The following is a 21,175-nucleotide window of genomic DNA, read 5'->3' as shown; positions in this document are numbered from 1 at the left end:
GACTTATATGTATACAGTATCTTCATCCCCACACATAAAATCAAATGATTCTGTGCAGGGTATAATGAGAGACGTAATAATAGCATTAATACCTGCTACCTTTGCTGGAATATATTTCTTTGGAATGAAAGCATTTTTAGTTACATTACTATCTGTGCTATCATGTATTGCAGCAGAAGCATTATGGCAAAAACTTACCCATAGAAAAGTTACAATAGGAGATCTTAGTGCCGTAGTAACTGGTTTATTACTTGCTTTTAATCTTCCAGCTGCCGTTCCACTTTGGCTTCCTGTAATCGGAGGATTTTTCGCTATTATTATAGTTAAACAGTTTTTTGGTGGCATTGGACAAAACATAATGAATCCAGCACTAGCTGCTAGAGCATTTTTACTTGCTTCTTGGCCAGTTCACATGACTAATTTTACTGTTGATGGTGTTTCAGCTGCTACGTCACTTGGAATACTTAAAAGCGGTAGCGGTCAATTACCAAGTTTAATAAGCAATTTTGTTGGTAATCAAGGTGGTTGTATTGGTGAAACATCCGTAATTGCCTTACTAATTGGTGGAGCTTATCTATTATATAGAAAAGTAATAACTTGGCATACTCCAGTAGCATACATCGGTTCAGTATTTATCTTAACACTTATATTAGGAAGAGATAGTTTAATGACTGGAAATGCAATATACGAGATTTGTTCTGGAGGCTTGATGATCGGTGCTATATATATGGCAACTGACTATACAACTTCTCCAATGACAAAAAAAGGACAAGTTATTTTTGGAATCGGATGTGGAGTTTTAACCACAATAATACGTTTATATGGTGGTTATGCAGAAGGTGTATCTTACGCTATATTGATAATGAGCTTATTTGTTCCATTTATTGATAAGTTCACTGCTCTACGTATTTTTGGGGAGGTGAAATAATTGAAAGAAAATATAAAACTAGGTTTAATTTTACTTTTAATTACAGGACTTGCAGGATTCTTACTTGGCGGTGCCTATGAAGTAACCAAAGCACCTATCGCTGAGAAAATTGCTTCAGATAAACAAGCTGCTATGAAAGAAATTTTACCTACAGCTGATAAGTTTGATACGGCAGACGTAAAACTCAATGATAAAGTTACTGAGGTTAATGTTGGTATGAAGGGTACTGAAATAGCTGGATATGCTATAAAAGTTACACCTAAAGGATACGGTGGCCCAATAGAAATCATGGTTGGAATATCAAATGATGGAAAAGTTACTGGGATTGAAATTTTAACTCACACTGAAACTCCTGGTCTTGGTGCTAATGCTCCAAAGCCTGAATTTTCAGATCAGTATAAAAATAAACCAACAAAAGATAAATTAGAAGTTGTAAAAGTAGCTCCTTCAAAGGAAAATCAAATACAAGCTATTACAGGTGCAACAATTACTTCTAAAGCTGTAACTCTTGGTGCTAATGATGCTATTGATTTTTATAACTCTTCATTGAAAGGAGATAAAAAATAATGAGCGTATTTTCTGAAAGAATAAAAAACGGAATAGTAACTGAAAATCCAATATTTGTTCAAGTTCTAGCTATGTGTCCTACTCTAGCTGTTACTAGTAGTGTAGAAAATGGTATAGGCATGGGTCTCGCAGCTACAGTAGTGTTAATTGGTTCAAATCTTTTTATATCATTACTAAGAAAAGTAATTCCAGATAAGATTCGTATACCTGCTTATATAACAATAATAGCTGCTTTCGTAATATTAATACAATTTTTATTACAAGGTTTTGTTCCAGCACTATACAAATCCTTAGGAATTTTCATTCCACTTATAGTTGTTAACTGTGTAATTCTTGGAAGAGCTGAATCTTATGCATCAAAAAACAAGCCACTTCCTTCAGTTTTCGATGCTATTGGAATGGGACTTGGATTTACAATAGCCTTAGCTATTCTTGGTTCAATAAGAGAATTACTAGGAGCTGGTTCAATACTAGGATTTAAAGTATTTGGAAACTCTTTTGAGCCTGCTATAATTATGGTTTTAGCGCCTGGAGCTTTTATTACACTAGGAATTTTAATGGCTTTATTAAATCAAAAATCAATTAATAAAACAAATAAAGTTAATAATAAAATTGCACATTTTCATGAAATTGATCCAGTGACTGGTGAGTGTACTGGGTGTGGTTCTTGTGCTCATAGTTGTAAAAAATAATTTTGTTTAATTTTTTAAGAAAGGTGGATATAAATGAGACTTTTTTCAATTTTTATAAGTGCATTTTTAGTAAATAATTTTGTATTAGCTAAATTCCTTGGAATATGTTCTTTTCTTGGAGTTTCTAAAAAAACTGAGACTGCAAAAGGCATGGGACTAGCAGTAATATTTGTTATGTTTTTAGCCTCAATTATGTGTTATGGAGTATTCAACTGGATTTTAGTTCCTTTGAACATAACCTATTTATCAACTCTAGCATTCGTTCTAGTTATTGCAGCACTTGTGCAATTTGTTGAAATGGTTATTAAAAAAACTCAGCCAGGTCTCTATAGAGCACTTGGAATATTTCTTCCTTTAATAACAACTAACTGTGCCCTTCTTGGTATGGCTGTTATTAATATAGGCGAAAAATATAACCTAATAGAATCCATGGTCAATGCTCTTGGAGCATCTTTTGGCTACATGCTTGCTATTGTTCTTCTTTCAGGTCTACGAGAACGAATGGAAGAGAATGATAATATGCCACTATGCTTTCGAGGATTACCTATTTCATTAGTTACAGCAGGCTTAATGGCTATTGCATTTTTAGGCTTTAGTGGTTTAAAATTGGGAGGTATTTAAATGGATATGAACAATTTACTTTACCCAGTATTAAGCCTTGGTGGTTTGGGACTAGTATTCGGGGTAGTACTTGGTTATGCTAACAAAAAATTTCATGTAGAAGTTGATCCTAAAATACCGATAGTTAGAGAAGCCTTACCTAGCGCAAATTGCGGTGCATGTGGCTTTGCTGGTTGTGATGCTTATGCTGCAGCCGTAGTTGGTGGAGATGCTGCTCTAAATTTATGTTCAGTAGGCGGAAGTGCAGTTGCTGAGAAAATCGGAGAAATAATGGGTGTATCTGTCGAAACCGAGAACCCTAAAGTGGCTTTTGTTAAATGTAAAGGTACTTGTAATGTGGCAAAAGAAAAATATGAATATGATGGAATTCAAGATTGTCGTCAAGCAGTTATTGCTCCTGGAGAAGGCCCTAAAGCTTGCTCAGATGGTTGCATGGGTTTTGGTAGTTGTGTAAGAGCTTGCGATTTTAATGCCCTTCACATCATCGATGGTGTAGCTGTAGTATATAAGGATAATTGTGTAGCTTGTGGCGCTTGCATTAACATATGCCCTAAGAATTTAATAGAGTTTATTCCAGCAAATCAAGAAGTACTTGTTGAATGTAACTCAAAATCAAAGGGTAAAGCAGTAAAAGATAATTGCGCGGTTGGATGTATTGCATGCCAGATGTGTGTAAAAGTTTGCCCAGTTCAAGCAATTACCATGGTTAACAACTTAGCTACAATAGATTTCGAAAAATGTATACAATGTGGCCTATGTGCTACTAAGTGTCCAACAAAAGCTATTTCTAAGCCTCTAACAGTTCATAAAACCATGACTGAACAGAGTGCAGCAGTAAGCAAGTAGTTATAAATAAAAGGTACTAAGATTATATAATCTTAGTACCTTTTTATTTTTTGTTTCCCTTAGAGCAAATAATAACAATAAACGGATAGAAAATCTCGACGGAGTGACTTGCAATATGAAGCGAAAAAACAATTGAAATTCCATTTAGAAATTCTTCTTTTGCAAAAATAAAATTCTCGTAAGCCTGCCAGGACGGCAGGCTAGCGAACCCGAGGCAGGACACCGAGTGTGAGCGCTAGAGAATTATATATTTGCAAAAGGTTAGAATTTGTTAATGGAATTTTAAGTTTAGAGCTCGTTTGCAAGGCACTTCGGAGATTGCTCTATCCCTTTTTATAACCTTTTATCTAGTACTAATATTCTTTCTAACCTATTTTTCAACACATTAGCTAGTGTTCCAATAAAATACCCTGTAACAATAGCTGAAATTAGTAATACTGGCAAATATAAATATATTCTTAAATCCTTAATTATGAAAGCAGCTACCAGTAGTTGCCCTACATTATGAAAAATAGCACCACATACGCTAATTGTAGGTAGACTTAAGACATTCTTAAGATACTTGTATAGTAGTATCATTACTATATTACTAAGTAATCCACCAGCAAAACTGAACAAAAGAGCTGATAGTCCACCTCCAAAAATAGATCCTAATACTGTTCTTAAAACCATTATTAAAATTGCTTCTTTCCAACCAAATAAAATTAATGCAACTAAAGATATAGAATTAGCTAGTCCTAATTTTATTCCTGGAAATAGTACTGGAATTTGTGCCTCAATTAAATAAATAACCAAGGCTATTGCCACTAATATACTAAGTAAAACCATTTTTTTAGTGTTTTTCATATTTCCACCCACATCTTTTTATTTTAGAATGTTCCAGCATCTACACCTGTCTCTGCTTGTCCATTAATATTAATTACAAGCTTAAAAGGTAAACATACAATCATTTCGCCTGGCTTTCCAATCCATCCACTTTTAACACACTCCTTATGTGGACAGTCTGCGTCTTTTATACTAATACTATTATGCTTAACTGCTACTATATTGTAATGACCATTAGATGTTTTTAAAGTGAACTCTTCTGGTACAACTACCTTATTTAAATCAATAGTTTTAACAACCTTGCCTTCACTCTTTATAACTGCAATATTTTCTGATCCTTTAATGGAAAATTTATATAATGAAACGGCACCTAAACTTATTACCACAACAATTATAAGTATTATTCCAACTATCTTATCACCTTTTTTCATAAATAAACTCCTTATCCGTTAAATTAAAACTATCTTTTAGACCCGAGGTAACATATACTTTTTTATCAGAAGTAATAAAAATAGCTTCTACACCTTTAATAGACTCTACCAATTTAAGTCCTTTTGTAAGACCCAAGACATAAGTACTAGTAGATAGCACATCCCCATCTATTGACTTATCTGATACTATTGTTGTACTTATAATGCCATTTTCTGATGGATATCCATCTTTCGGGTCGAATATGTGATGATACCGCTTACCATCAACAATAAAATATCTTTCATAGTTACCTGAAGTGACCACTGATTTATCAGTAACCCTAAGATTTCCTAAATATTTTCCACGGGTATCTAATGGATTCTGCACCCCTATACTCCAGCTAGTTCCGTCTGATTTACTTCCTACTGCATAAACATTACCACCTAAATTTATAAGTGCACTGCTAATCTTATTATTAATTAAAACCTTTTTTACCTCATCCGCCGTATATCCCTTTGCTATTCCACCCAAATCTATAGCTTGACCAGTTCGTTTTAACTTTACTGTAGAATTCTTACTATCTAAAATAATATCTTTATAATTTACTAGTTTTAATTTTTCTTCTATTTCATTTTTTGAAGGAACCCTTTCCTTATCTGTACCTATACCCCATAGCTTTACAATTGGCTCTATAGATAAATCGAAAGCACCTTCTGTTAACTTACTGTATTTCACCGCTTCATCTATTACAAAATAAGTATCTCGGCTAAGTTTTTGCCCTGACTTACCAGCCTTATCATTTAGTTTGGTAATTTCAGAAGTCTCCATATTAACAGACATTTTATTTTCTATGTCGCCTATTCTTTCTAAGGCTTTCTGTGTTGCTTTTTCTGCGTTTCCACCATATACCTTTAATTGAACAATTGTACCCATTAGATATGTATCTTTTTCAACAGGTTTAATATTACTTTTGCAAGATATTAAAAATGTTGACATAGTCAATAATAAAAGTATATAATATTTTTTACGTAAACTCTTTATGATGCCTCACCATCCCTAGCTTGTTTTTAAATATATTATACCATATATATACTTGAAATAAATATCTTGATATAACATGAATTACATAAAATTTTTCTCTAAAATAAAAACGTTGAAACAAAGTTTCAGCGTTTTTATTAATTACGAATTATTATATAAAAATGTTTTTATGTCCTGCAATTTTATTTATTCTTTAATACAGCTCTTAAACTTACGAAGGATAAACCAGCTATTAAACCCCACATTACTAACATAAAGCCTAGCGCTTGACCACTCATCTTTCTTCCTCCTTTATGCCCTTTTCAATTTTTATTTTAACTATTAATAATATATTATCAAAATACAAATATATTACAGATATATTTGTATTTTTAGAAAAATTGGAAGTTTAATAAATGCTATTTACCTTTTGAATTTAAATTCTGCACTCACAACTAAAAACACTGAAACAGTGTTCCAGTGTTTTTAATAGGTCCTCTATTTAATTTTTTTCAACTATCTTATGTGAAAATTTCTTTATGCCTAAGTAATTTCACCAAAAATACTACACATATACTAACCAATGCAATACTTAATGCAAAAAAGATTGTAGTGAATGCTCCGGCTTTAGCAGATGATATATTATACTGTTCACTAATTTTAGCAATTTGGTTTATTCTATCAGCGAAAACACTTATAGAATATCTTATCCATAGTACTGAAATAGCAAATGCTATAGGAACTATTGCTATTCCTATTAAATACCCACTCTTTCTTCTTTGCTTAATTCCTATAAGCCCCATATATATCGGTAGAACAAATAGTAATGGCAAAAGAAATCCTGTGAATTGTGAAGATAAAATCAAAAACAATGCACTTAAAATTGTAAAATAAAAGGTGATCTTTTTTAAAGCTATACTTTCTTCAATATTCATACATCTTCACTCTCTTCCTATTGATGCTTTAATACTGTTCTTAAACTAAGGAATGATAACGCGAATATACTGAGCCACATTACCAACATAAAAGCCAATGCTTGACCACTCATATTTCTTCCTCCTTATTTTTATCTAAAGTAATAACAATTATTAAATATTACTACTTTAGTATTTTTCAGTAGTATAACAATTATTAATGGTTATACTCTCCTGTTTTTACTTTCTTATAAGAACCTTATTTTCTACAAGTTCTTTTCCATAAACACCTTTTATACTCCTATAAGTACCAATAAATCCAATAATAAATACTATTAGTAAAACTATTCTCGCACCATTAACCCAGGGAATTAGCTCTGGTGTTTTTGCTACAAAAGTTGGTATCATTTTAAAATATCCTTCTTGAATGTATGTCCAAGTTGATCCTGCTAAAATAATTATTATTGTTGCAGGAGTTACAAATCTAATCATAACTGTATACATCCATTTTGGCGCTTGCCAGAAAGAACCATGATTCATCTCGTCTACTGGATTTTCTTTCATAAGCCAACCAGCCACAATTATTTCAATAAGACCCATTACAACTAGTAAATAAGTACCAACCCAGTTATCAAGCTCTGTAAAATAAGCAAGTTCAGCAGTTTTAGTAATTATTGGCTCTAGTGCAACTGGAAGTCCAACTATTATATAGCCTACGAAAACTAACAAGGCAGCCTTCTTCTTAACCATACCCATGCCTTCTTCTAAGATTGTTACTAAGTAATTATACATAGCAATAGCTGAGGTAAATCCAGCAAAGAACAATAACAAGAACCATAGTGTTCCCATTACTCTACCGCCATCCATAACCCTAAAAATATTAGGTAATGAGATAAACGATAGTCCCACTCCTGCACTTAGACCTTTTACGCCCATGAAAGCATAAGTAATTGGTATTGCAATACTTCCTCCAAGGATTACTTCTGCAAATTCATTTAAGGATACTGTTGTCATTGATGATGCTACAATGTCATCATCAGACTTTAAATAAGAAGCATAGTTTTGAATTATTCCCATACCTAACGATAGTGTAAAGAAAATCTGCCCTGCTGCTGCAAGAGCACCTTTAAAGCTTAAATCTCCCCATCTTGGAGTCCAAAGATAATCCAATCCCTTTATAGCAGACCAATCTGGATTAACTGGTGATCCAATAGTTAGTGTCTTATAAATTAATATAAATCCAAATATATATAGAGTAGGCATCATTAATTTTGCCCAAGATTCTATACCTTTTTCAATTCCTCTTGTAACTGCTAGTCCTAAAACTGCTAAACTAATAATCCAAAAAGTGAATACATAAGCGGGGTTTTGTATATAATTTGTAAAAAACTGTCCTGTAGATACGGCCTTATCTAAGTAACCACCAGTGGCCGATAAAAATGCATAACCCAATGTCCACCCTATCAAATGATTGTAATAAGAATTTACCAGTAGTGTAACCCCAATAACTATCATTCCACATATAGAACCTAATATAATTGCACGTCGCGGTTTAATCTTGTCTCTAGACTGAATATAAATCATAAAACCTACAGTTCCATGCCCATATCTTCCACCAAGTCTTCCCATCATCCATTCTACAAGCATCAAAGGTATTCCTATTAAAATAAGAGCACCCACATAAGGAATCATAAAAGCGCCGCCACCATTTTTAGCAGCTTGATATGGAAATCTCCAGAAATTACCAAGGCCAACTGAATTACCTGCCATTGCTAGGATCATTCCAATCTTTGATCCCCATTCTTCTCGTTCTTTAGCCATAATTAAACCTCCCCCTGTGTATTTATTAATAATTTATATGTTAATAATTTATATGTTAATAGTTTATAGATTATTAACATATAAATTATTTTTAAATTATTAATATATTATCAAATTTTTCAGAAAATTGCAAGAGTTGTTAAACATTCTTCATTTTTTTTTTTCATCTATTAACTAAATCGCATTAAAAACCATGTATTATATAACTTTTTAAAATATGTTTGTATATAAATCAACAATATACAAGTATTTATTGTCATTATCTAAGAAAAATTAAAAATAATTTCCACCATAAATAAGCAATATTTTAAATGAAAATTAAAATTTATTTAAATTGTTGATATTTTTTTAACAAATCATAGTCATTTTTTCTAATTATTTAAATTAACAAAAAATAAATATTCATATTTTTACATAACTCCTTAAAATCTATGATTTTATATAAAACAACTAAACAAAGGTGCAGAATTAAAATTCTGCACCTTCTTTTGAAAAATATAAAAATCTATGATTCTTCTTTTGCACTTGGCACATCTCAACCTGATCCATTTCACTAATTTCCCTTATTTTCAAAGGATCCTTGAATATTCCTCCCTATATGTCCTTCTAGCATAGAGTAGTTATCAATACTCTAGCATCATAAGCCTTATAGTTGTAGATTTTCCAATTTAGTGTTTTTAATATATTTATATATTAGTAATTTTTAGCAAAATATTAATACGTCTTAACTTTTCACTTTGTCATTCTTTAATACAGTTCTTAGACTCACTATTGCAGAAACTATTATTGCACTCCACATTGCAAGCATAAAACCCAATGCTTGACCACTCATATTTATTCCTCCTTTTACTTATCCTTATTTTTTATAAAAAATTATTGTTTACCACACTATTAAATTACAATCTTTTATAAGATGTTTTTTAAAAATTAACTATTTATAATACTTTTTATAATTTATTTATAATTATAATATCAATTTTTTCAGAAAATTGCAAGTATTGTGTAATCTTATACATAATTTAGTCGAATATAAGATTTAGAGCTCAATGTTAAAAGTTACATTACTCTTTATTACCTTACATTACTAATGGAGCATTCAAAATGAAAGAATGGTTACCTAAAGATGTAATGACCTTTGTAAAAAACGATAAATATTGGAATGCTAGTAATATCAAACTTACTACTCTTAACTACAAAATGCTAGAAGATGCAACTGCAGCCCTTTCAGCATTTAAAGCAGATCAAATGGACATGATTAATACACCACCACAATCTGAAATACCTGGTCTTGTAAAAGAGGGTGCTTGTAAAATCACTCCTAACTTAGGAACTTATTACTATGTAGCGAATCTTACACCTGAAGCTGCTAAGGCTATACAAAACCCTAAAGTAAGAAAAGCATTATCACTTGCTATTAACAGGAAAGACATAGTTGAAAATGTTAGTAAAGATGGTCAAACTCCTGCAACATCCTTTGTTCCAAAAGGCATTATAGAACCAAATGGTAAAGATTTTGCAAGTAAAGAATACTACCCAGCGCAGGGAGATATAACTAAAGCTAAAGAATTACTTGCAGAGGCAGGTTATCCAGGTGGAAAAGACTTCCCTAAATTAACTTTTCTTTATAACACAGGTGCTGGTCACCAAAATATTGCTGCTGCAATTCAAGATATGTGGAAGACAAATCTTGGAATAGATATAGAGCTTAAGAATCAAGAATGGAAAGTATTCTTAACAACAAGAAACGATAAACAATATACTCTTGCAAGAGATGGCTGGCTAGCAGACTATACAGACCCTATGACATTCCTTGATTTACTTACAACAAGTTCAGGAAACAACGACCCAGGATACAGCAATCCAGTATATGATGCTAAAATTTTAGCTGCTAAAAAAGAATTAGATCCAGTTAAGAGAATGACAATGCTACATGAAGCGGAAGACATTATTATGAAAGATGATATTGTAATTCCTATTTATGAATACACAAATACAATAGTTACAAAACCAACTATTATGGGAGTTCGTACATCCTCCTTAGGAATGACATGGTTCCAAGGTGCTTCCGTAACTGCTGCAAAATAATATAGTTTAGTAAAATAATAAAAGCTCATAACATTAGAATGTTATGAGCTTTTATTAAAATTATTATTTTAATAACTACTGCGGCGCAGGTGATAATTTAAAAGTTAACCGCTAATGAAAGTGAAAAGATGTAGGATGTAAAAGTGTGATAAATAGTATATAATGAATTCCTTCGTGGATGCATAAAATTCAGAATAACTATTCCACTTCGCCCTTCTTTTTCATATAATATTTTACCAATATTTTATATTTGCAAACTAGCTTATATAAGAGAATGACTACTTATAACAACTTCTACAAATTGCATATATGAAAAACATATGTTATAATTACATAAATTTTATTGAATTTAAATGCTTAAAGCCACAATAAGTTGCTATAGTGGTACTACTATAATAATTGCTAGGGGGGTATTTATGGAGACCAGTCTTAAGGATGATTTAAGGAGAAATATGTTACTTCAAAGAAAAACCATGAAGATGGATAATGTGAGTGCTTTTAGCAATAAAATTGTAAAAACAATTATTAATTTACCCGAGTTTATAAGTTGCAAAAATATCATGATGTACTTAAGTTTCAATAGTGAAGTAAATACATATGACCTTGCTAAATGGTGTTTAGATAATGGTAAAAAAGTAATTGTTCCTTATTGTATAAAAGAGACAAGAGAAATAATACCTTTTGAAATACAAAATCTTACTACTGACCTTACTAAATCTTCTTTCGGTATTATGGAACCAAAACATGAGTTACTCAAAAAAGCTAACATTAAAGATATAGATTTAATAATAGTTCCTGGTGTAGTATTTGATGAACATTGTAACAGGATAGGCTTTGGTGCAGGCTATTATGATAGATTTCTACCCGAAAAATTGAAAACCACTCCTACTGTAGGTATAGCCTATGACTATCAAATAATCGGTGAGATCCCAACAGGTATTTATGATGTGCCTTTAGATTTCATAATCACAGAAAAAAGAATAATATTTCCAAAATAATTTTCTTTATTTTTATAAAATTTTAAATACAATATTAAATTACTAGTGTTGGAGGTGACCCCTTTGGAAAAAAGAATAGCTGCTTTCTTTGATATTGATGGTACTCTCTATAGGGACGGTTTAATAACAGAGGTATTTAAAAAATTAATCAAAAGCGAACTGATAGAAAATGATAGATGGTACAAAGAAGTAAAACCTTTTTATGTTAAATGGGATAAACGAATAGGAAATTATGATAATTACCTACTAAAAATGGCTGATATTTATAGTGAAGCAATAATCGGGCTTCATAGGTGTCAAATTGAGTTTATTGCCAGTCAAATTATAAAGCAAAAGGGAGATAGAGTTTATACCTTTACCCGTGACAAAATTAAATGGCATAAGGATCAGGGTCATTTAATTATAACCATATCAGGTAGCCCCATTGAACTTGTACGGGAAATGTCAATAAAATATGGATTTGATGATTATATAGGAACAAAGTATTTATTGAATAAAGATGACATTTACACTGGTGATATTATTCCTATGTGGGATAGTGATAGTAAAAAAACTGCTATAGAAAATTTTGTTCTTAAATACAATATTGATTTGAATCAAAGTTATGCATATGGAGATACTTCTGGGGATTACAATATGTTAAAGTTAATTAGTCACCCTACAGTAATAAACCCCACTAAAGAACTTCTACTAAAGATTCTAGACGATAATGAATTAAAAGAAAAAATTAAAATAATATTAGAAAGAAAAGATGTTGTTTATAGATTAAGGCCCGAACACATTGAAATATAATTTTTCCTGCAATCATGCTTTTTCTACTTAATATACTTTTATTTGCTAAAAAATTACTATATAATAAAATATATAGTAATTTTTTTAGTTCTATCATTGGATATTTTGTTTTGAAAGGAGTTATATCATGTTGAGGTATATATTTATTAACGGCACAATACTAATTTCCTTTATTTTTGTAATTAGCCAAGTATTTAAAAAGACTTTTCTAAACTTATCACTTTCATATAAAAATAAACTTTTCTTTGGACTTGCACAGGGAATACTAGGTATTATTTTAATGTTATTCACTATCCACATTACCCCTAAAGTTATTATGGATTTCCGTCACATTGCAATATTAATAGCCGCTCTTTATGGAGGTGGATTTTCTGCAATTATTACTGGAATAACCATTGCAATATTTAGATTAAGCTACTTTGGTGTTAGCACCGCGTCTATAATAGCGACTCTTAGCATGCTTATCGTTGCTATTGCCGCTGCTTTATTATCAAAATTAAAACTAAATATGTTTAATAAATGGATTTATATGAACTTTGTGAGCTCATTAATTATAACTGGTACATTTTTATTAATTATTAAAGATCCAATTGCACTTCGTAACACTCTCATATTTTTTTGGCTTGGTTCATTTATTATCGGATCTTTAGCCTATTATATTGCAGGTTATATGAATACTTCAATTAAATTACTTAATAGGTTAGAGCAAGAGTCAACTATAGATTTCCTTACTGGTTTAAATAACGTTAGACAATTCGATAATTCACTAAACGAATCTTTTATAAATGTTAAAAACAAAAATGAACGTTTGTCTATTTTAATTATCGATATTGATTTTTTTAAAAAGGTAAATGACACTTATGGTCATTTAGCAGGGGATTCTGTGTTACAGCAGTTAGGAATCATATTATCTACCTATTGTAGAAGTTTTGATATTGTATCTAGAATTGGTGGAGAAGAATTTTCTGTTATTTTACCTGATTGTCCAAATCAACAGGCCCTAGAAGTTGCAGAGCGCTTAAGAATAGCTGTAGAAATCCATGAATTTATTCTACCAGATAAAAATAAAATTAATATTACTATTTCTATTGGAGCTGCCACTTATCCTGACAATGTATCCGATTTAGACAATCTTATAAGTGAGGGGGATAATGCATTATATTCCGCTAAACGTTCTGGTAGAAATAAGGTTTGCCAGCCATAATATTTATACTTCATCAATAAGTGTAAAATTAAGCTATAAAAAGCACCTTACTTTCGAATATTGAAATTATTCGAAAGTAAGGTGCTAATATTTAATTATATCCATCATTTAATGCAACTTAGTTTTTCTTTAAAAATTTTCTTTTAGATATTACTGAATAACTAATCCATATAATTACTAAACTTCCCATTGTTATATTTGTTATTATATCTCTGTATACTGGTATACCTTGTCCTAGGAAAGTTCCAAATAGAATTATTCCACCCATTGAAATTAAAATAATCTTGTTTAGTTTTATATACTCACTCTTATTTTCACCTTTAAACTTTCCGCCGTGCTTTTTCTCAAAATTCAAGCCAGAAACAACAGCAGCTGCCCCCATCATAATGAATATAATAGTAAAAACACTATCGCCAAGTCCCATTTCAAATCCCCCCACTCTAATTATCTTTTACTGAAACTCCCACGCATAAATGCATGGGGTTCTTAAGTACTAAATAACTTTCTTTAATGCTCTCAGTAATAATATTATATCATATATATGTATACATAATCAGACTAGGGGTACATAACAATTAATAATTGTTATGTACCCCTAAATAATACCCCGATAATTTAAAAAGTAGTAGTTGTATATTAAGTATGAAATTTCTCTGAAGGACTTGCAATAAGAAACGATAAAACTATTGAAATTTCATTTAAAAATTCTTCTTTTGCGAATATAGAATTCTCGTAAGCCTGTCATGAAGTCAGTATTAAAAATTCTAATAAAGATGACTCTGTAAATATTGAAGGATTCATGTAATGCGGCAGAATGCATGACCAGCATTACATGAATCCTTTAGTATACTAAATCTCTTTTAATAAATTAGCCATTTCTATTGCAGATACTGCAGCATCATAACCCTTATTACCTGCTTTAGTCCCTGCTCTTTCAATTGCTTGCTCAATATTTTCAGTAGTAAGCACTCCAAAAATAACTGGAACTCCTGTTTCTAATGATACAGATGCAATTCCTTTGGTAACCTCACCAGATACATATTCATAATGAGATGTTGCCCCCCTTATAACTGCTCCTAGGCATATTACTCCATCATACTTACCAGACTTAGCCATTTTTTTTGCAACTAATGGTATTTCAAATGCTCCCGGCACCCATGCAACTTCAACGTTTTCTTCTTCTACACCGTGACGTTTTAGACCATCTAGTGCTCCTGATAATAATTTACCACCTATAAATTCATTAAATCTTGCTACTATAATTCCAAATTTTAAACCCTCTGCTATTAATTTACCTTCATATGTTTTCATATGTTTTCCTCCTATAATTTTAATTATTGATTGTAGCACTTAACAATAAACTCTATTTCAGATTAAGCAAATGACCCATTTTCTTCCTTTTAGTTTCCAAATAAAATTTATCTCTTTCATTATGATTCATCTCTATTTGAACTCTTTCAACTATTTCAATGCCATAACCTGAAATCCCTGATATCTTTTTAGGATTGTTAGTCATTAATTTTACCTTTTTAGCACCTAAAATCTCTAATATCTGAGCCCCTATACCATAATCTCTCATATCTGCTGGGAACCCTAAAGCTATATTTGCTTCTACAGTGTCCATTCCCTTATCTTGAAGCGCATAAGCCTTTAACTTATTTATTAAGCCTATTCCCCTTCCTTCTTGCCTCATGTATACCAAAATCCCACTTTTCTCTTTTGCTATTGCTTTCATGGCTGCATCATATTGCTGCCCACAATCACATCTTATAGATCCCAATGCATCTCCAGTAAGGCATTCAGAGTGTACCCTTACAAGTACAGGCTCACTACTGTTTACTTTCCCTTTGACTAGCGCTACATGGTGCTCCCCATTTACCTTATCCACAAAACCATAGATTGTAAATTCACCATATCTAGTTGGCATTTTAGCTTCTGTAACCATTTCTACAAGGCATTCAGTTTGTCTTCTATAAGAAATCAAGTCTGCTATAGTAACTATTTTCAGATCATGTTTTTCCACATACTCCATAAGCTCTGGCACTCTAGCCATGGATCCATCTTCATTCATAATTTCACAAATCACACCTGCAGGATATAATCCAGCAAGTCTTGCTAGATCCACTGCAGCTTCAGTATGACCAGCTCTTTTTAATACTCCACCCTCTATTGCTGCAAGAGGAAATACGTGCCCTGGTCTATTAAAATCTTTTGCGGTTGCCAATGGATCTATTACCTTTAATATAGTAGTTGCTCTATCCGCGGCTGATATTCCTGTAGTTGTATTTATAGTATCAATAGATACAGTAAAGGCTGTTTCATTTGCATCAGTATTATTTGTCACCATTTGTTTTATATTTAATTTATCTAATCTTTCTTTAATTGTAGGCATACAGATAAGTCCACGAGCGTACATTGCCATAAAGTTTATATTTTCTTGAGTAGCCTTTTGGGCTGCTATTATTAAATCTCCTTCATTTTCTCTATCCTCATCATCTACCACTACAACCATTTTTCCATTTTTAATATCTTCTAGTGCTTCCTCAATAGTATTAAATTTATACATTTTTCCACCCCTTAGTCATCACTTCCAGTGATGTAGTCATCACTTCCAGTGATGTAGTCATCACTTCCAGTGATGTAATTACCACTTTTGCTGCTATGTTATTATTGCTTAATAATGTGAAAAAGTTTTATACAAATCCATTTTCGAGAAGAAAATCCATACTAACCGGTTTCCTTTCTTTTGGAGTTTCACCATGTTTTAATAGTTTTTCAACGTACTTTGCTAACATGTCACACTCTAGGTTAACCTCATCACCTATCTTCTTAGTTATTAAAGTAGTTTCATCCTTTGTATGAGGTATAATTGAAACTTTAAAAATATTTTCATCCACATATGCCACAGTTAAGCTAATACCATCAATGGTTATTGAACCTTTATGTACAATATACTTTAGTATATCCATTGTGGTTTCTACAGACACCCAAGTGGCATTGTCTTCTTTATAAAGCTCTACAATTGTTCCTATTCCATCAATATGTCCACTTACTATATGGCCTCCTAGTCTACCACTAGCTCTAAGGGCTCTTTCCAAATTCACTGTGGAGCCCGGTTTTAATTTTCCTAAATTACTGCGACCTATAGTCTCCGCCATAACATCCACACTAAAGCTATTTTTATTAGATTCTGTAACAGTAAGACAAACTCCATTAGTACTAATGCTATCACCAATTTTCGTGTCTGCTAGAATCTTTGTGGCTTTTATTGTAATTCTCGCAGACTTAGCTCCTTTTTTCATGGACAATATCTCCCCAATTTCCTCAATCAAGCCTGTAAACATCTATTCACATCCTTTATAAGAACTTTAAACTTTCTCTACGTAACCTTCTATCATAATATCTTCATCAAATCTACTTACTTCCGTATCCAAGAGCCTTATAGAATCTTTTACATGTTCTATTCCACATCCTCCTACTGGGGTTTTGCCAGAAGTTCCCCCAAATATTTTCGGGGAAATAAAAGTGATCACTTTATCCACAATACCTTCGTTTATAGCCGAATAATTTAAAGTGCTTCCACCCTCTAAAAGAATACTATCTATTCCCATTTCGCCTAGAACTGTCATTAAATACTTCAAGTCTACCCAATTATTTTTACTCCTGGTTACAATTACTTCTGCACCTTTTTCTTTTATAACGTTAATTTTACTTTTCTGAGCAAATTCTGTTGTAACTATAATGGTTTTTGTATTATCATCACATTTTAATATCTTTGAATCTAATGGTATTCTTGCCTTACTATCTATAACTATTCTTATGGGATTTAAGCTAGGCACACCTTCTCTTCTGGTAGTAAGCTCTGGATTATCACTTAAAACAGTTCCAATCCCCACCATAATTCCAGTAACCATTTGTCTTAATTCATGCACATAGGCTCTAGATTTTTCATTACTTATCCACTTTGAATCCCCACTGCAAGTTGCTATTTTTCCGTCTAGAGTCATAGCAGTTTTCATAATACAAAAGGGTTTTTTCTCAGTTATGTACTTTATAAATATTTCATTTGTTTTCATTATTTCTTTGTTCATTATGCCTGTAGTCACTTCTATACCGTTTTTTCTAAGAATTTCTATACCTCTACCTGCCACCAGTGGGTTTGGGTCTATCATTCCAATTACCACTTTAGATATTTTGTTTTTCACTATAGCATCAGCACAAGGTGGTGTTTTACCAAAGTGAAAGCAAGGCTCCAATGTTACATATATAGTTGCACCTTCTACATCTTCAGTGGCATTTGCAAAAGCATTGACTTCTGCGTGTGGTCCACCAAAATATTCATGATATCCTTCACCGATTATTCTATTGTCTTTTACAATAACAGCGCCCACTAGTGGGTTGGGATTTACAAACCCAGCTGCTTTTTTAGATAATTCAAGTGCCCTTTTCATATAACAGTTATCCAATATATCACCCCTAATTCTATAATTGTAGTGTAAATCTTAGTAATTATTTCACTTCTTAGTATGCATATCTTTAAATAAATAAAATCATATAAATTAATAAAAGCCCTGAAAACAATGTTTTCAGGGCTTAATAAGCTAATTATATATCTAGTTTCACTAGATATATTCAAATCAAAACATAAAGATATTTAGCAACTATCTTCATAGTTAGCAAATAAAAATTTTTACATCTATCATTATTCTCCTTCTCTCATCCAGACTTTACTGTCGGCTCTGGAATTTGACCAGATCTACCTTTCGGCTCGCGGGCTATACCGCCGGTTAGGAATCTCACCTACCCTGAAGGATCTATTTAATTTTCAACTTAAGAATAGCACTTTGTGATTTTACTGTCAAGGGAATAACTATAGAATAAAAATGAAGAACCATTATTTAACCCTTTATAGAATTGGCTGTTTATAATTCCATATTTATTTATATTTCCACTAGAAGAGAGATTTATATTACTAATATTTTCACCAACTAAAAAAAAATTAATTTATTTAAGATTTTTTGCTTTACAAAGTTAACGTGTTAAAGTAAAATGATTATTATAATATTTATAACTTGTACACATTATAAATGAAGGAGTGTTTAATATGAAAAATAAATTCAAATTATTGATAGTAACAATGCTTGCAAGTATTATTTTAACTGCCTGCGGTAGCACACCTAGCGCAGATAATTCATTAAAAGACATAAAAGGAAAAAAAGAACTTATAATTGGTCTTGATGATAATTTTCCACCAATGGGCTTTCGAGATAAAACCGGTAAAATTGTAGGTTTTGACATTGATATGGCAAAAGAAGTAGGTAAAAGAATGGGTGTAAAAGTAACCTTTAAACCTGTAGAATGGGATGGAGTAATATTAAGTCTAAATAATAAAGACATTGATGCTATATGGAATGGATTAACCATAACTGATAAAAGAAAAGAACAAATCGTTTTTTCTAAGGCATACCTTCAAAATAAACAAATAATTATAGTAAAAAACAAATCAAATATCTCCAGTAAAATTGATTTAAAGGATAAAACTGTAGGTCTGCAAATGGGAAGTAGCAGTGAAAGTGCACTAAGTTCAGATTCAAAGCTTTCTGACTCATTAAAAGAGGTAAAAAAATATTCAAATAATACAGAAGCACTACTGGACTTAAATGCTAGTCGTATCGATGCTGTTATAGTGGATGAAGTAGTTGGAAGATATTATACTAATTTAAAACCAGATGATTATAAAGTACTTAATGAGAATTTAGGTGTAGAAGATTACGGAGTAGGTATAAGAAAAACTGACGCAAAGCTTACTGCTGAAATAGATAAACTTTTAGAAGAAATGAAAACTGATGGAACTGCAAATACTATATCCCAAAAATGGTTTGGCAAAGATATTATAAATAAATAATAATTAAGAATTTTTTCGGAATGGAGTGTTATATTTGGCAAATTTTATGGACATTACAGCTTATATTTTAAAAGGGAGTATCTTTACAATTGAATTATACTTTGCAACAATAATCTTTTGCATACCTCTTGGAATATTGGGAGCACTAATTAAAGTTTCAAACTTGAAAATACTTGGTAAAATTATAGACCTCTATACTTGGTTTTTTAGGGGAACACCCTTACTTCTTCAACTTTTTTTCACATATTTTGGACTACCTATTATCGGAATTAAGTTTTCTCCTTTTACCGCAGCTGCACTTACCTTTTCTTTGAATTACGGAGCTTACTTTACTGAAATATTCAGATCCGGTATTCAATCTATTGATAAAGGTCAATATGAAGCCGCCAAAGTTTTAGGCATGAATTATAGACAAACTATGTCAAAAATAATACTACCACAGGCTTTTAAACGAATAATTCCACCTACCTGCAACGAGGGAATTACTCTAATAAAAGATACAGCTTTAGTTGCTGCCATTGGATTACAAGATTTACTAAGAGCTGCTCGAGAAATTGTTACTAGAGACTTTACAATAGTTCCTTTTTTTATTGCCGCAATAATATATTTAATCTTTACTTCACTTATTGTCATGGTCTTTAAGAAGTTAGAAAAAAAGTATTCAGTTTACGAATAAATAAGGACCCACTAAATAAGAATAACCTGCTAAATTAAGGACGGTGCTCGTATGAATTTACTTAAGTTAAGTAAAATAAATAAGAGTTTTGATAAGAATCAAGTTTTAAAGGATGTATCCATAAGTTTAAACAAGGGTGAGGTAATATCCATTATTGGTCCTTCTGGCTCTGGTAAAAGTACTCTTCTTAGGTGCATAACTGGGCTTGAGCAGATGGATAGTGGCCTCATTGAATTTAATGACATAACAATAGCCGCGGCTACCAAGAAAATTGTTAATACTGAAGCTGTTAATGCACATAAAAAAATAGGTATGGTATTTCAAAACTTCAATCTATTCCCCCATAAAACAGTTTTAGAGAATATTATTGAAGCTCCAATTATAGTAAATAATATAAATAAAAAAGATGCCATAAACATAGCAAGAAAACTACTCACCAAAGTAGAACTATTAGATAAAATAGATTCTTATCCTTGTACTCTTTCAGGTGGACAAAAACAGAGAATTGCTATTGCTAGGGCTCTTGCAATGAATCCGGAGTTAATTCTTTTTGATGAACCAACTTCCGCATTGGATCCTAAACTCACAGGTGAAGTTTTGAAAGTCATTAGAAATCTTGCCCTTGAGAAAATATCACTAGTAGTAGTTACCCATGAAATGCAATTTGCTAGGGAGATTTCAGATAGAATTATTTTTATGGAAAATGGCGAAATACTAGAGACCTCTACTCCAGAGTTATTATTCACAAATCCTAAACATCCAAGAATAAAGCAATTTTTAGCTTATACTCCGCACAATATATTATAAAATCCCTATATTTAATTTTAGGGTATTTTCTACTTGTATTTTCAACAATACTACAAACTTTTA

Annotated in this window: 22 protein-coding genes and 1 riboswitch; of the genes, 12 read left to right on the top strand and 10 right to left on the bottom strand. The window is 31.6% G+C overall.

The window, feature by feature from the left end:
* Nucleotides 1–7: 7 nt before the first annotated feature.
* From KPL51_RS09710 to rnfB, 5 genes are read left to right on the top strand one after another with little or no spacing between them, the layout of a single operon-like run.
* Nucleotides 8–928, top strand: coding sequence for an RnfABCDGE type electron transport complex subunit D (locus KPL51_RS09710; RefSeq protein WP_216160226.1), 921 nt, complete (start codon nucleotides 8–10; stop codon nucleotides 926–928).
* A complete protein-coding gene (locus KPL51_RS09705; RefSeq protein WP_216160223.1) occupies nucleotides 929–1,495 on the top strand; it encodes an RnfABCDGE type electron transport complex subunit G in 567 nt (188 codons plus the stop codon).
* Nucleotides 1,495–2,187, top strand: coding sequence for an electron transport complex subunit RsxE (rsxE, locus tag KPL51_RS09700; RefSeq protein ID WP_216160221.1), 693 nt, complete (start codon nucleotides 1,495–1,497; stop codon nucleotides 2,185–2,187). The genes KPL51_RS09705 and rsxE overlap by 1 nt, the downstream gene beginning before the upstream one ends.
* Before the next feature lie 33 nt (nucleotides 2,188–2,220).
* Nucleotides 2,221–2,808: an electron transport complex subunit RsxA gene (gene rsxA, locus KPL51_RS09695; protein ID WP_216160218.1), complete on the top strand. Its 588-nt coding sequence runs from the start codon at nucleotides 2,221–2,223 to the stop codon at nucleotides 2,806–2,808.
* A gap of 6 nt (nucleotides 2,809–2,814) precedes the next feature.
* On the top strand, nucleotides 2,815–3,654 hold the full coding sequence (rnfB, locus tag KPL51_RS09690) for an RnfABCDGE type electron transport complex subunit B (RefSeq protein WP_216160501.1): 840 nt from the start codon (nucleotides 2,815–2,817) through the stop codon (nucleotides 3,652–3,654).
* Nucleotides 3,655–3,987: 333 nt separating this feature from the next.
* Here rnfB and KPL51_RS09685 read toward each other — a convergent pair whose 3' ends face one another.
* The 5 genes from KPL51_RS09685 to KPL51_RS09665 all read right to left on the bottom strand — a co-directional run bounded on the left by KPL51_RS09685 (nucleotide 3,988) and on the right by KPL51_RS09665 (nucleotide 8,645).
* The gene (locus KPL51_RS09685) at nucleotides 3,988–4,500 is read right to left on the bottom strand and encodes a Gx transporter family protein (protein ID WP_216160215.1); all 513 of its coding nucleotides are present in this window, start codon (nucleotides 4,498–4,500) and stop codon (nucleotides 3,988–3,990) included.
* A gap of 23 nt (nucleotides 4,501–4,523) precedes the next feature.
* Nucleotides 4,524–4,910 carry a NusG domain II-containing protein gene (locus tag KPL51_RS09680; protein WP_216160212.1) on the bottom strand — a complete coding sequence of 129 codons (387 nt, stop codon included), beginning with the start codon at nucleotides 4,908–4,910 and terminating at the stop codon, nucleotides 4,524–4,526.
* Complete coding sequence (locus KPL51_RS09675; RefSeq protein ID WP_216160209.1) at nucleotides 4,897–5,886, bottom strand: FAD:protein FMN transferase; 990 nt, start codon at nucleotides 5,884–5,886, stop codon at nucleotides 4,897–4,899. The genes KPL51_RS09680 and KPL51_RS09675 overlap by 14 nt, the downstream gene beginning before the upstream one ends.
* A gap of 545 nt (nucleotides 5,887–6,431) precedes the next feature.
* A complete protein-coding gene (locus tag KPL51_RS09670) occupies nucleotides 6,432–6,845 on the bottom strand; it encodes a hypothetical protein (protein WP_216160206.1) in 414 nt (137 codons plus the stop codon).
* 219 nt (nucleotides 6,846–7,064) lie between these two features.
* Entirely contained in the window at nucleotides 7,065–8,645 is a 1,581-nt protein-coding gene (locus KPL51_RS09665) for a sodium:neurotransmitter symporter family protein (protein ID WP_216160203.1), read from the bottom strand.
* A 1,080-nt stretch (nucleotides 8,646–9,725) separates the two neighbouring features.
* On the opposite strand from KPL51_RS09665, the gene KPL51_RS09660 reads away from it, so the two are divergent.
* The 4 genes from KPL51_RS09660 to KPL51_RS09645 all read left to right on the top strand — a co-directional run bounded on the left by KPL51_RS09660 (nucleotide 9,726) and on the right by KPL51_RS09645 (nucleotide 13,724).
* A complete protein-coding gene (locus tag KPL51_RS09660; protein WP_224854067.1) occupies nucleotides 9,726–10,730 on the top strand; it encodes a peptide ABC transporter substrate-binding protein in 1,005 nt (334 codons plus the stop codon).
* Between the two features lie 416 nt (nucleotides 10,731–11,146).
* Entirely contained in the window at nucleotides 11,147–11,728 is a 582-nt protein-coding gene (locus KPL51_RS09655; protein WP_216160198.1) for a 5-formyltetrahydrofolate cyclo-ligase, read from the top strand.
* 63 nt (nucleotides 11,729–11,791) lie between these two features.
* A complete protein-coding gene (locus KPL51_RS09650) occupies nucleotides 11,792–12,520 on the top strand; it encodes an HAD-IB family hydrolase (RefSeq protein WP_216160195.1) in 729 nt (242 codons plus the stop codon).
* A 127-nt stretch (nucleotides 12,521–12,647) separates the two neighbouring features.
* Complete coding sequence (locus KPL51_RS09645) at nucleotides 12,648–13,724, top strand: GGDEF domain-containing protein (RefSeq protein WP_216160192.1); 1,077 nt, start codon at nucleotides 12,648–12,650, stop codon at nucleotides 13,722–13,724.
* A gap of 118 nt (nucleotides 13,725–13,842) precedes the next feature.
* On the opposite strand, the gene KPL51_RS09640 is transcribed toward KPL51_RS09645, so the two are convergent.
* The 5 genes from KPL51_RS09640 to ribD form a co-directional block, all read right to left on the bottom strand.
* Complete coding sequence (locus tag KPL51_RS09640; RefSeq protein ID WP_216160189.1) at nucleotides 13,843–14,148, bottom strand: hypothetical protein; 306 nt, start codon at nucleotides 14,146–14,148, stop codon at nucleotides 13,843–13,845.
* A 425-nt stretch (nucleotides 14,149–14,573) separates the two neighbouring features.
* A complete protein-coding gene (ribH, locus tag KPL51_RS09635; protein WP_216160186.1) occupies nucleotides 14,574–15,035 on the bottom strand; it encodes a 6,7-dimethyl-8-ribityllumazine synthase in 462 nt (153 codons plus the stop codon).
* A gap of 52 nt (nucleotides 15,036–15,087) precedes the next feature.
* On the bottom strand, nucleotides 15,088–16,290 hold the full coding sequence (locus KPL51_RS09630) for a bifunctional 3,4-dihydroxy-2-butanone-4-phosphate synthase/GTP cyclohydrolase II (RefSeq protein ID WP_216160183.1): 1,203 nt from the start codon (nucleotides 16,288–16,290) through the stop codon (nucleotides 15,088–15,090).
* Nucleotides 16,291–16,417: 127 nt separating this feature from the next.
* Nucleotides 16,418–17,068: a riboflavin synthase gene (gene ribE / locus KPL51_RS09625; RefSeq protein ID WP_216160180.1), complete on the bottom strand. Its 651-nt coding sequence runs from the start codon at nucleotides 17,066–17,068 to the stop codon at nucleotides 16,418–16,420.
* 24 nt (nucleotides 17,069–17,092) lie between these two features.
* Nucleotides 17,093–18,190, bottom strand: a complete 1,098-nt coding sequence (gene ribD, locus KPL51_RS09620; RefSeq protein WP_216160177.1) for a bifunctional diaminohydroxyphosphoribosylaminopyrimidine deaminase/5-amino-6-(5-phosphoribosylamino)uracil reductase RibD — start codon at nucleotides 18,188–18,190, stop codon at nucleotides 17,093–17,095.
* Nucleotides 18,191–18,428: 238 nt separating this feature from the next.
* A riboswitch (FMN riboswitch) is annotated at nucleotides 18,429–18,541 on the bottom strand.
* A gap of 287 nt (nucleotides 18,542–18,828) precedes the next feature.
* On the opposite strand from ribD, the gene KPL51_RS09615 reads away from it, so the two are divergent.
* The 3 genes from KPL51_RS09615 to KPL51_RS09605 are packed head-to-tail and all read left to right on the top strand — an operon-like array spanning nucleotide 18,829 to nucleotide 21,112.
* A complete protein-coding gene (locus tag KPL51_RS09615) occupies nucleotides 18,829–19,629 on the top strand; it encodes an amino acid ABC transporter substrate-binding protein (protein ID WP_216160174.1) in 801 nt (266 codons plus the stop codon).
* Between the two features lie 34 nt (nucleotides 19,630–19,663).
* A complete protein-coding gene (locus KPL51_RS09610; protein ID WP_216160170.1) occupies nucleotides 19,664–20,305 on the top strand; it encodes an amino acid ABC transporter permease in 642 nt (213 codons plus the stop codon).
* A 51-nt stretch (nucleotides 20,306–20,356) separates the two neighbouring features.
* Nucleotides 20,357–21,112 (top strand): amino acid ABC transporter ATP-binding protein, encoded by a 756-nt coding sequence (locus KPL51_RS09605; protein WP_216160168.1) that lies wholly within the window; start codon nucleotides 20,357–20,359, stop codon nucleotides 21,110–21,112.
* The last annotated feature ends 63 nt before the right edge of the window (nucleotides 21,113–21,175 follow it).

This window comes from Clostridium bowmanii (genome assembly GCF_018861315.1).
Lineage (GTDB): Bacteria > Bacillota > Clostridia > Clostridiales > Clostridiaceae > Clostridium_AD > Clostridium_AD bowmanii.
This window is presented reverse-complemented; position numbering and strand designations above follow the sequence as displayed.